Genomic DNA, 12,101 nt, shown 5'->3' on the forward strand with positions numbered 1-12,101 from the left:
CCCGAACCTTCGGCGTCGTCGTCGCTTGCTTGTGAAGATGGATCAGCATGGTCGTGCCCCGTCCCGAACGTCCCTCAGAACCGATCTTGCCATAAAGAGGGCCGATCGCCGAGGAGAAATGTGATCATCCGGGATGGAACACTTACGTTCTTGCAGAGACTGGTTCATATTGGTCTGGTGCCACCCATTCATCAGCTATGCAACGGAATTTTATCGATCCAAAAGATCAGCTACGGCGTTGCGAAGAAACTGTTCGTCAGGAGAATACATCGCAGGGTTGCCCGCCCGATGACCCCAAATAGATTCTATCGGGCGGAACTCGGCGTTTGGCATCATAGCCGTTTCCAACTCACTGTCTTCTGGAGTGAAATACAAATCAGTCCGAGAAGGCATGATGATTGCCCTTGCTGAAATTGACCCAAGGGCTTTCTTCAAATCTCCGTTGTAGATCGGGTTGTCAGAAATATCTGAGGCCAACCATGTCGACAGGCTTGCCAGCAGGTCATTTGCATCGCGTCGCAAAAAGTTAGCTTCCCAAGAACGGACAAGAAAATCCTCGAGAGATGAGAACCCGATCTGTTCGTACAGCTTCTCGCGATAAAACGCTTGGGACATGGCCCAGCCTGCGTAAACACGTCCCATCGCGCGCAGGCCGCGTCTGGGGTGGTCTGTAAAGTACTCTCCCTGCCAGTTGGGATCGCCGGTCAAGGTCGCACGAACGCCTTCAAGGAAAACCCGATTGTGGATCGATGTCCGTGCCGATCCACAAATGGCACAAATGCGGTCCACCTGTTCTGGAAAGATCGCCCCCCAGTGCAAGGCCTGCTGCGCCCCCATGGACCAGCCATAGATCATTGCTAACCGTTCGATCCCGAATACCTCGTTCAGCATGCGCTGTTGCGCATGGATATTGTCCCAATGAGTGAACTCTGGGTGGCGATCTCGTCCGAACGGCGCTTCGAGGTTGGATGGAGAGGATGAAAGGCCGTTACCAAACATGTTCGGTATGACGATAAACCATTCGTTGGGATCGAGGATCCGGCCCGGACCTATCAGCCACTCAGTGTCATAGTGTTGCGCTCCGTATGAAGTCGGATAGAGAATAACATTCGACTTATCTTCCGCCAGCCGCCCGTAGGTCTTATAAACCAGTTTTGCGCGGGGCAGTGAGAGACCTCGTTGAAGCTTAAAGGATTCAATCTCGAAAATCTGGAAATCGGACGTCATTGGCTCAACTCCTAAAGTTAGCGCCGGATCGCTTTTGGCGTCCGACCAAAAGTGTATTTAAGTGAGCAATATGTTCCAAGACTAAAACCGGCTGCTGATTGACGAGGCTCAATGTGGAATTTCAAAGGCTGAAGCAACGCTAAGCTTGTCTCACACACCATCTGTGCGGTTCAGTTTTTCTTGAGGATTTGTTCTGGCGAATATCCTAAAAGCTGCTTGAAGCTTCTGCTGAAGTGGCTGATTTCGTTAAAACCAACCATGAAAGCGGCCTCTGTCACTGTATTAGCGTATTTTTCTCGCAGATAACGCTCTCCTAGGCGGACGCGTTCCTGCATGACCCAGCGCATCGGAGTGGTCCCAAGCTTGGCGAAGAGCCTATTCATTGTTCGGCTCGATACAGAGCCGAACTTCGCGATTTCTGTCGGAGACAGATCTGGATCACAAAGGTTGGCACGTACGTAGCGAAGCATCTTTTCCAACGCCGGGTTTGCGTTTTTTGAAAGCGATGCACTATTGATATCTAAAATTGCCAGAACGATATCGAGGAGTGAATTCGCCAAACGCTCTTGTACGATAGGAAATTGATGCGTCTCGATATTGACCTCCAATAGAGAATCGATCATCGAGCAGAGCATTCCCGTTAGGCTGGGATCACATCTGAGATTTTCCGCGAGAAGCTGCCGAGCATCGGGAGCACGGGAATCAAGCACCGTTCGCGGCAGGGTAATAATGTCGATGGAAGCGGAGAGGTCATAGGTGAACGGCTGGCCGGTATCGTAAAGCGCAACGCTACCCTTACTTTGGATCGCAACCTTTCCATTTTGTTCAAGAGTTCCCTTGCCGTCGCGCAACACTCCAAGCAGGTAGACATCTTCGTCGTCCACTCGAATATGTTTTCGGTCGCGTTTCCACGTGTGGGATGGCGCTTCTAGTCGACTTACCTGAGTGCGGCCGAACATGTTACAGGACAGCTCGGCGTCAAAATCGCCGTGGCACCTCTTGATGCTGTCCGCCATAACAAATTGCTTGCAAACGACGTTGTGCCAAAAATCGTATTTATCCCCACGCTCTAGACCGGCTGTCGTATAGTGCAGTCTCACTGTGTACTCCATATCTTTGCGTGTTAGAAATGACGACGTCGTTAGGCTGCAAGAACGGTCAGACGATCAGACATCCATCGTCACACTTTTGTCAACAAAGGGTTTGGAGATATCGCCCCTCGGACGGTGTCCGTCCTTGCATCAGCTCAGATTGGCGGCAGAGTGGTGTTCGTGGGGACCGGGACTTGCCGCGGGAGCTGGTCTTGGTGTCGTTCGACGAATTCGGAGATGGCGCTGTGGTGCAAATGGATTGTCCGCGCTGTGCAAGCCTGACCTGCAATCTGCGGATAAGCTTAACCGAAACGACCACAAGTGGGCTGGATCCAGGAAGAGCATCATGCGGGACAACGACTTGAACTATAGGGGTTTAGTAGAAGTTGCCGATCTAATTCGTACGCGTGCCGTTTCCGCGACTGAGGTCACGGAGGCAATGCTTCGGCGGATTGATGAGATCGACGACACCTACACAAGTTACGTGCATGTGTGCTCCGAACACGCGTTGAATTCGGCCGCGCTGGCGGATGTCGAAATTTCCAACGGCATCTGCAAGGGCCCGCTTCATGGTGTTCCGCTTGCTGTGAAGGACCTGTGCTTCACAACTTTCGCGCCGACCACCTGGGGCACGAAAATTTATTCGGACTTCACGCCAGAATATCAGTCGACTGTGGTGTCGCGTATGCTCGGTGTTGGTGCGGTCATCCTCGGAAAGCTATCGATGACCGAGGGGGCTTATACCAGCCATCATCCCGAGATTCCGGCTCCGACGAACCCATGGGGCCATAATCTTTGGGTCGGCTCGTCCTCGACTGGGTCAGCCGTGGCAACTGCAGCAGGAATGAGCTACGGTGCGCTCGGCACGGATACCGGCGGATCAATCCGCTTTCCTTCAGCTACTTGCGGCTTGACGGGTATCAAGCCGACGTGGGGTCGCGTCAGCCGGCACGGTGTTTTTCCGCTGGCCGATACTTTGGACCATGTCGGCCCGATGGCCCGTTCGGCACAAGACTGCGCCGCGATACTGCAGGCGATCGCCGGGTGGGACGCCAACGACCCGACCTCGATCGATTGCCCGGTGCAGGATTACATGGCTGAGGTTGGTCGTAGTGTCCGTGGTATGAAGATTGGTATCGACCGCAGTTACGCCTTTTCTACCGCGGATGGGGAAGTAGTGGAGGCGTTGGAGGGCGCGATTGGCATCTTCAAAGATCTCGGTGCACGCATCGTCGATGTCACATTTCCCGATTTCGAGGAACTGGTGGCAAAATGGATTATGATGTGTTCGGTAGAGACCGCCGTGGCTCATGAAGAAACCTATCCTCGTCGAGCCAATGAATATGGATCGGAGCTGGCGCAGTTGATCGACGAAGGGCGCAGCACCTCGGGTATCGACGTAGCACGTGGCACGCGTCTGCGGCGCGCATTCTGCGGGGCGCTAGCGACCATGTTTGGTGATATTGACTGCATGCTGATCCCAACCATGCCCGTGCCGATACCGACGCTTGAGAAGATGGGAGAATACGGCGAGGATCCTTCTGTTTTGAATGGAATATTGCGCTATACCGCACCCTTCAACTTCTCCGGCTCTCCGACGATAACCTTGCCCAACGGCTTTGACGCCCGTGGCCTGCCACTGAGTATGCAATTAGTGGCCCCGCATTTGCGCGAAGACACGCTCGTTCGAGTTGGGCATGCTTATCAAACGATGTCAGATTGGCATCGGAGGATCCCGAAGGAACTCGCCTTTTCGAACGGGGCATAGCAAATAAATTTCAACCAACAGGGAAAAAAGGAGACACACTATGAAACTCTCACGTCGCCAGTTCACGAAACTTGCCAGCGGTGGCTTGGCTTTCGCCAGTCTGCAGGGCACTCTTTCGTCTGCCGGGATCGCCAGTGAAGCGCCCATCAAGATCGGCAATATTCTTGATCAGACCGGTGGTCTTAACATCTACTCCCTCAAGCAGATGAAAGCCGTTGCGATGGCGGTCGACGAGATCAACGCTGCCGGTGGCCTTGTTGGGCGCCCGCTTGAGCTCATCTTTTACGACGCGCAGTCAAGCAACCAACTTTATTCGCAATATGCCACTCAGGCGTTGCTTCGCGATGAGGTCGACACGATCCACGGCGGCGTCACCAGTTCCTCTCGGGAAGTGATACGCCCGATCGTGCAACGCTTTGAAAGCCTGTATTTCTATAACTCTCTATACGAAGGCGGTGTCTGCGACCGCCGCCATGTTTCAACGGGCATGGTGCCGGGCCAGCAGCTTGATGCGCTTTGCCCCTATGTCGTCAACGAACGGGGCGGCAAGAAAGGGTATATCTTGGCGGCCGATTACAATTATGGCCACATCACCTCGCGCTGGCTGCAGAAATACATCCGCGATCTGGGCGGTGAGGATCTGGCTGTGGAATTCATACCTCTGGACGTCTCGAACTTCTCCTCGGTGATCGCGCGTATCCAGGATGCCAAGCCTGATGTCGTCTGGTCGGCCCTGGTGGGTGCGGCGCATATGAGCTTTTACCGGCAGTTTCATTCGACCATCGGCACCGATCAGATGATGCTGGCCGGTACCACTTACAGCATCGGCCGCGAGCAGGTCGAGCTAAGCCCAGAGGAAGGCGAGGGGATCATCTTGGCGACATCCTTCTACGACGGACTGGACACACCCGCTGCCAATGATTTCGTCCGCCGCTTTCATGAATACACTGGTGAGACCGACTATATCGGCGAGTACGGTGAAAGCGGATATCGCGGTATTGCGCTCTGGGCGGAGGCGGTGCGCCGCGCAGGTAACGCCGAACCGGACGCCGTGATCGAGGCGCTGGGCGGAACGAGTGTGGAAGGGGCTGGCGGACTTTATACAATCGACGGGCAAACCAACCACACCATCATGAACATTCACGTCGCCGTTCAGAATGACAAACAGGAATTCGATGCGATCAAGACGTTCGAACAGCGGCAGCCTGTGGATACACAGTTGGTGTGCAACCTTAACGAAAACCCCAACGACACCACACAGTACGAGGTGCAACTCGACTGATCAATTCCGGGGGCCGACTACCGCCTGTCGTCTGCCCCCGGACTTTGTCAGGAGCTTCGAAATCAACTGATCTTTCCGAGGAGAATCATGTGGATAGTTTGATGATCTATATCTACCAGGTGGCATTCTCGTTTAGCATTCTGGTGCTAATTAGTCTCGGCCTTGCGCTTATTTTCGGGATGATGAAGGTGATAAACCTAGCGCAGGGCGAATTTCTGATGCTGGGCGCCTATTTCTGCGTGCTGTTCAGCAATATGGGCCTGCCGCTGTGGATCACGGTGCCGCTGGCCGGGCTTGCCGTCGGGGCGTTCGGCGTTGTCGTCGAGCGTACGGTAATTCAATTTCTCTACGGCCGGGTGCTGGACACGCTTCTCGCGACTTGGGGCATCAGCCTGTTTATGATTGGCATCATCACCACGATCGCGGGCCCGCAGTCCCATTCGGTCTCGGTTGATGTCGGGCGCATTTCGGTCGGCGGGCTTGCCGTGCCGGGCTATAGCGCAATCATTATCGCGGGCGCGGTCGTCATGCTGGCGGGCACCTACGCGATCTGGCGATACACCAATCTGGGCTTGATCGTGCGTGGCACCATGCAAAACCCTGAAATGTCGCGGGCACTGGGCACAAACACTTCGCTGATCTACATGTTCACCTTTGGCTTCGGCTCGGCACTGACGGGACTGGCCGGTGCGCTGCTGGTGCCGTTGTTCGGCGCTTCGCCCACAATGGGGGCGCTTTATATCTCCAAGGCATTTATCGCCGTGATTTCGGGCGGGCCTTGGCCGCTGATTGGCACGATTTCGGCTTCTGGCCTCTATGGTGGCATCGACGGTGTGATTTCCTACCTTTACTCGCCGGTACTTGGCGAGATCTGTGTGCTGCTCGTGGCGATCGGGATGCTTCGGCTCTTGCCTGAAGGCATCACCGGTCACATGCGCAAGGGAATCTGATAATGCTGGGCTACCTCTTTCGCGATTTCCGTCGGCCGGCCTCGGAACGGCCGAGCATCGTGTGGTGGGTTTTTGTCGCGCTGCTGGCGGCAACGCTGGTCTATCTGCCACATCAACTGGGGCTGGCGGGGCTTATGGACCTTTCGGTTATCTTCGTGCTGGCCTTGCTGGCGCTGAGCATGAGCTTCCTCTGGGGCTATATCGGCATGCTCAGTTTCGGTCAAACCGTATTCTTCGGCATGGGCGGCTACGTCTATGCCGTGGCCGCGATGAACTGGGGCACCACGACCTTGCCCTTTTTGCTGGGAATTCTGCTGCCGATGGCATTCGCGGTACTTCTGGGGTTTTTCATGATCTACGGACGGCTGAGCGACATCTATTTCTCGGTCATGACACTGGTTCTCACGCTGATCCTCAACAAGGCGATGCGCGCAACATCGGGTTCGCAATTTGTCGTGGGGGATGTGCGGCTGAACGGCCAGAACGGAATTCCGGGGGTGCCGCCGCTACAGGTGCCCTGGAACCCGACCGTCACGCTGTTCATCGACCATGTCTATTATCTCAGCGGGGCAATCCTCATTCTGGTCTATGTCGGGCTACGCCTGTTGCTCACCACACCTTTCGGGCGGATCATGGTCGGCGTTCGGGAAAACGAAAAGCGCATCGAACTTCTGGGCTACAACTCTCGCCGTTACAAGCTGGTCGCCTTCGTGCTTTCGGGTGGTTTGGCCGGGCTGTCGGGCACGCTGTTCGCGATCTGGGGCAATTTTGTCGCGCCGGAGATGTTTGGGCTGGGCCGCGCAGCGGAGGTTATCATATGGGTCATCGTCGGCGGCAAGGCTACCCTTATCGGGCCAATCGTCGGGGTGGGTTTGATTCAGTACCTTACCACATGGCTCGGCATGCAGGGCGTTGGTCAGGTGACACTGATTCTGGGCATGATCCTGATCATCTTCGTTCTGCTTTTCAAGGAAGGGCTAGTGCCGACCGTTGGCAATCTTCTGGTGCGTGTGCTGGGCGTAAAGTCGAACGACGCCGCTAAGAAAAGGGATCACAAGTGATGAGCACGCGATCCGAAACGATCATCGAGACACATCAGCTAGTCAAAAGCTTTGGCGGCGTCCAAGCGACCGACAAGGTCGATTTTGCCCTGAAAGAGGGAGAACTGCGATGCGTGATCGGCCCTAACGGCGCTGGGAAGAGTACGTTTTTCAAGCTTTTGACTGGCCAGATCATACCGACAAGTGGCAAGATCCTGTTTGCCGGTCAAGATGTGACTGGCTTGCCAAGCCACAAGATCGCGCGCTTAGGGGTAGGTATCAAGAACCAGAAACCCGACGTGTTCGACGGGCTGCTGGTGCGTGAAAACCTTTGGTTGGCGGCCCAATTCGCGCATGACAAGGCCGGCGCAGAGCATCAGGTGGACAAAGTTATCGACCGGCTGCAACTGGGCTCTTTAGCGCATCGTCTGGTCGGAGAACTGGCACATGGCCAGCGCCAGTGGGTCGAGATCGGGATGGTCATGGCGCGTGAGCCCCGGCTGATCCTGCTTGACGAGCCGTCGGCGGGCATGAGCCAGGATGAACGGGTTCGCACGGCGGACCTGCTTAAGGAGCTAAACCGCACCACCACGATTGTGGTGGTCGAGCATGATATGCAGTTCATCAAGCGCATCGCCGACATCGTAACGGTGTTTCACCGCGGTGCCATCCTTCGGGAGGCGCATGTCGATGTTGTTTTGAAGGATCCTGAAGTTCGCAACGTTTATCTTGGCCGAACGGAGGTTGTGTGATGCTGGAGGCGAAAGAGCTTGTCGCCGGATACGGGGCGATCCCGATTCTGCACGGTTTGAACCTGAGTATCGCGGATAACGAATATGTCGGGATCCTCGGCCATAACGGGATGGGCAAGAGCACGCTCATGCAAACGCTGATAGGCCACATTCGCCCTATGTCAGGGTCGATCATAATGGATGGCAACGATATCACCGGCGAGGGTTCCCACCGCCGGGTAAAGAAACAGCGGATCGGTTATGTGCCTCAGGGGCGCGAAATATTCCCGGCGCTGACCGTGCGGGAAAATCTATTGATGGGCGCGTTGTCAGGTGCTGATAGAAACCGCAATATTGTCAACGAAGTGTTGAAAGACTTTCCGCGCCTCGTGCCTCTTCTGGATCGGAATGGCGGCGCGCTCAGCGGTGGAGAGCAGCAATTGCTGGCAATCGCCCGCTGCCTTTGCGGCAAGCCCCGGGTGATGCTTCTTGACGAACCGACAGAGGGCATTCAGCCTTCCATCATTGATGAAATTCTGGATTTGCTGCTGGCGCTGCGTAAGCGCACCAGCATATCAATCATTCTGGTGGAGCAGAATCTTGATTTCATTCAGGCGCTGTCAGATCGGGTTCTGATCATGCAACGCGGCGAAATTACGAAGACGATTGCGCCTGAACATCTGCATGACCCCGCTGTGATCAGCGAATTTGTCGGCATGGCATGATGGAAAAGGGTGAAAAATCAATGCTGGTTCAGACTGCTTTCATCGAATGTCCGCCCGAAAGCTCGGAGCAAGTTGCGGCCGCCTTGATCGACGTCGTCGGGCATGTATCCGCGAATGAACCAGAGACCGTGGAATACATCGTATTGCGCTGCGATACCGAAGGTGCCGACACGTTATTCACGACAATTGAGCATTTTCGTAACCAGGCGGCGCTGGACAGACACAATGCTTCTGTCGCGGTGGCGCAATTTCTCGATGTGGCGGGGCCGCTCCTGTCAACACCGATAACTATTACCCTCAGCACACAGATAGCTGAAAAAACGAAGGTATGAGACTAAATTCAACCATCTCAACCCAACAAGGAGAAAGCCTATGTCAGTCACCCGTCCCACTCCCGAACAGCTGCTCGATCTTGCAGAAAGCATGGGCATGTCGCTGTCTGATGACGATCTGGCGTTTTTTCATGCCGGGGTCAATGCGACCATGATGCCATATGACATCATCGACGCGCTGCCCGATAACCTGCCGAAAGTCACCTATCCGCGTACCACCGGCTATCACCCCGGCCCCGAAGAAAATGAATTTAACGCCTGGGCTTGGAAAGCCGAGGTCAAGGGCGCTGCCAGCGGCCCGTTGAAAGGCAAGTCCGTCGTGCTGAAGGACAACATTTGCTTGGCCGGGGTGCCGATGCGCAATGGCTCCAACATTCTAGAAGGGTATGTACCCAATCTGGACGCGACGGTTGTCACACGCCTGCTGGATGCCGGCGCGACAATCAAGGGCAAAGCGGTATGTGAATTCTTCTGCCTTTCTGGAGGAAGCCATACATCACAGCCCGGGCCGGTGCGAAACCCGATCAGGCCAGGTTATTCGGCAGGAGGGTCGTCATCGGGCAGTGCTGCGCTTGTCGCCGCTGGAGAGGTAGATATGGCTATGGGGGGAGATCAGGGTGGGTCGGTCCGCATTCCCGCAGCGTACTCAGGTATTTACGGTATGAAGGGAACGCATGGACTGGTACCCTACACCGGCGTGATGCCCATCGAAAGCACCATCGACCACACCGGTCCGATGACCGCGAACGTGGCCGACAACGCCTTAATGCTGGAGGTGCTGGCGGGTGCGGACGGGCTGGACCCGCGTCAGTATGATGTTCGGGTGTCGAAATACACTGAAGCCCTAGGCAAGGGTGCAAAGGGTTTAAAAGTCGCGATCGTCCGCGAAGGTTTCGGGTTGGACGTGTCGGAACCTGATGTTGACGAAAAGGTTCGCGCCGCCGCTGAAAAACTGGCGGGTCTTGGTGCGACGGTGGATGAAGTGTCTATAAAGATGCATGCGCTTGGCGCGACGATCTGGACGCCGATCGCGCTTGAGGGGCTCCAGTTCCAGATGATGAACGGCAATGGCATGGGGATGAACTGGAAAGGGCTCTATACAACTTCTCTACTGGATTATGTCGCCGGGTGGCGCCAACGCGCGGACGAGCTATCGGACACGCTGAAAGTGTCGATGATGGTCGGTGAATATGCCATCCGCCATCACCGTGGGCATTATTATGCCAAGGCGCAGAACCTCGCGCGCGGACTGAAGGCCGCTTACGACGCCGTCTTGGCAGACTACGACCTTCTGCTGATGCCGACTCTGCCGATGAAGGCAACTAAGCTACCCGAAGCAGGCGGACCCAGAGGTGACATTTTGGCCCGCGCCTTCGAGATGCTGCCCAATACCTCGCCGTTTAACGTGACCGGCCACCCGGCAATGGCCATACCGTGCGGCATGTCCGACGGTCTGCCGGTCAGTATGATGCTGATCGCCAAGGACTACGGCGAATCCACGATCTACCAAGCGGCCTCGGCGTTCGAGGATCTGGGCGACTGGAAAAACATGTAAGAATACTACACGGGGCGGCCGGCCGCCCCGTGCGACCTGTGATTGACGCTTGCGTCGTCCAACCTATGGGTGGGTGCGGCGGGTCCCCTGCTTTGAAGGCGAATCTCGTGAATGTGCATCCCGATTTCACTGCTGCGATAATACCTTGTGATGACGGGCACGATAGATCTTCATGGTGTCTGCGGTATGTGGGCACCTAGGCGATGGGGGCGACCGACAAGCTGAGCAATGTCATCATCGGCAACAGAATTTACAATCCGCAAAAACGGATGGGAAATAAAATACGCTGAAATGAAGATGGCTCGGGGAGGGGCCAACCGATGATCGACCTGAATTCGCTTGATCGAGATTACACAAATGCAACCCGCGATTTTCAACTGGAAATTCCAGAATATTTTAACTTCGCCTTCGATGTTCTGGATGTGCGCGCCGCCACCGCAGACAAGACCGCGCTTATCGCGCTGGACGCCAATGGCGACGTGGCGCGCACCGTGCGCTATTCGGACATTTCCGATGCGTCGGGCCGGTTCGCCAATGCGCTGCGCCGCCTCGGGATGCAGAAGGGCGATGCAGCCTGTGTGGTGTTGGGTCGCTGCCCAGAGTGGTATTCGGTCCTTTTCGGATGCATGAAGGCGGGTATCATCTCGATGCCGGGAACGAATTTGCTGACGGCAAGGGATATCGCATATCGGATTAATCAGGCCGGGGCGAGGATGGCTATCGTAGCCGCCGAGCATCTGGAGAAAGTTGAAAAGATCCGGGCCGAGTGTCCCTCACTGGAACATCTGGTCGTGATTGGCAAAGAACAGCCTGGCTGGATCTCGTTCCAGTCAGCGTGCGATGCTGAAAGCCCAGTGATCGACGCAGCGGTGGTCGGGCCGTTCCGCTCCGATGATACGATGATGGTCTATTTTACATCAGGCACCACCGCCCTGCCGAAAATGGTTCCGCGCGACTTTGGGTATGGGCTGGCGCATGCGGCCACGGCGCTTTTCTGGATGGATCTTAAGGAATGTGACGTGCACTGGACCCTGACAGATACTGGTTGGGCAAAGGCCGCTTGGGGAATGTTGTTTCCGCCGATGCTCGTAGGTGCCAGCATTGTTTTGTTCGACAGCAAAGGCTTTGACGCGGATAAGCACCTAGACCTGATCGGACGGCAAGAGGTCACGACATTCTGCGCTCCGCCAACGATTTACCGGCTTTTTGCGCAGCTTGATCTGGCGCAATACGACCTCGTGAGCCTTCGTCGCTGTCTTGGTGCCGGCGAGCCCCTGAATCCCGAGGTGATCCGGTATTGGCAAAAACACACGGGCTGTGTGATCGCCGACGGCTACGGTCAGACGGAAACCATCAATATCGTCGGAAACTTTCCCGGCCTGCCGCCGAAATTTGGCTCG

The 12,101-nt window shown here is 55.7% G+C and carries 11 protein-coding genes; 9 read left to right on the forward strand and 2 right to left on the reverse strand.

Annotated elements, in window-relative coordinates; all coding sequences use genetic code 11:
- Positions 1-210: 210 nt before the first annotated feature.
- Positions 211-1,227 carry an alpha/beta fold hydrolase gene (locus ACEW8G_RS07735; protein WP_373487853.1) on the reverse strand — a complete coding sequence of 339 codons (1,017 nt, stop codon included), beginning with the start codon at positions 1,225-1,227 and terminating at the stop codon, positions 211-213.
- 170 nt (positions 1,228-1,397) lie between these two features.
- Positions 1,398-2,327 (reverse strand): helix-turn-helix domain-containing protein, encoded by a 930-nt coding sequence (locus ACEW8G_RS07740; RefSeq protein ID WP_373487854.1) that lies wholly within the window; start codon positions 2,325-2,327, stop codon positions 1,398-1,400.
- Positions 2,328-2,664: 337 nt separating this feature from the next.
- On the opposite strand from ACEW8G_RS07740, the gene ACEW8G_RS07745 reads away from it, so the two are divergent.
- From ACEW8G_RS07745 to ACEW8G_RS07785, 9 genes are all read left to right on the forward strand, one after another.
- Positions 2,665-4,086, forward strand: coding sequence for an amidase (locus ACEW8G_RS07745; RefSeq protein ID WP_373487855.1), 1,422 nt, complete (start codon positions 2,665-2,667; stop codon positions 4,084-4,086).
- A 40-nt stretch (positions 4,087-4,126) separates the two neighbouring features.
- Positions 4,127-5,368, forward strand: a complete 1,242-nt coding sequence (locus ACEW8G_RS07750) for an ABC transporter substrate-binding protein (RefSeq protein ID WP_373487856.1) — start codon at positions 4,127-4,129, stop codon at positions 5,366-5,368.
- Positions 5,369-5,469: 101 nt separating this feature from the next.
- Positions 5,470-6,318: a branched-chain amino acid ABC transporter permease gene (locus ACEW8G_RS07755; RefSeq protein WP_373487857.1), complete on the forward strand. Its 849-nt coding sequence runs from the start codon at positions 5,470-5,472 to the stop codon at positions 6,316-6,318.
- A gap of 2 nt (positions 6,319-6,320) precedes the next feature.
- Positions 6,321-7,379 (forward strand): branched-chain amino acid ABC transporter permease, encoded by a 1,059-nt coding sequence (locus tag ACEW8G_RS07760; protein WP_373487858.1) that lies wholly within the window; start codon positions 6,321-6,323, stop codon positions 7,377-7,379.
- Positions 7,379-8,110, forward strand: coding sequence for an ATP-binding cassette domain-containing protein (locus ACEW8G_RS07765; protein WP_373487859.1), 732 nt, complete (start codon positions 7,379-7,381; stop codon positions 8,108-8,110). Before ACEW8G_RS07760 ends, ACEW8G_RS07765 begins: the two co-directional genes overlap by 1 nt.
- Positions 8,110-8,814, forward strand: a complete 705-nt coding sequence (locus ACEW8G_RS07770; protein ID WP_373487860.1) for an ABC transporter ATP-binding protein — start codon at positions 8,110-8,112, stop codon at positions 8,812-8,814. The genes ACEW8G_RS07765 and ACEW8G_RS07770 overlap by 1 nt, the downstream gene beginning before the upstream one ends.
- The gene (locus tag ACEW8G_RS07775; RefSeq protein ID WP_373487861.1) at positions 8,814-9,146 is read left to right on the forward strand and encodes a putative quinol monooxygenase; all 333 of its coding nucleotides are present in this window, start codon (positions 8,814-8,816) and stop codon (positions 9,144-9,146) included. The genes ACEW8G_RS07770 and ACEW8G_RS07775 overlap by 1 nt, the downstream gene beginning before the upstream one ends.
- A 40-nt stretch (positions 9,147-9,186) precedes the next feature.
- Positions 9,187-10,701, forward strand: a complete 1,515-nt coding sequence (locus ACEW8G_RS07780) for an amidase (RefSeq protein WP_373487862.1) — start codon at positions 9,187-9,189, stop codon at positions 10,699-10,701.
- 320 nt (positions 10,702-11,021) lie between these two features.
- Positions 11,022-12,101 (forward strand): acyl-CoA synthetase (locus ACEW8G_RS07785; RefSeq protein ID WP_373487863.1); only part of this gene is annotated, 1,080 nt, incomplete at its 3' end.

It is taken from the genome of Blastomonas sp. (assembly GCF_041747255.1).
In the GTDB taxonomy this organism is placed as follows: domain Bacteria; phylum Pseudomonadota; class Alphaproteobacteria; order Sphingomonadales; family Sphingomonadaceae; genus Blastomonas.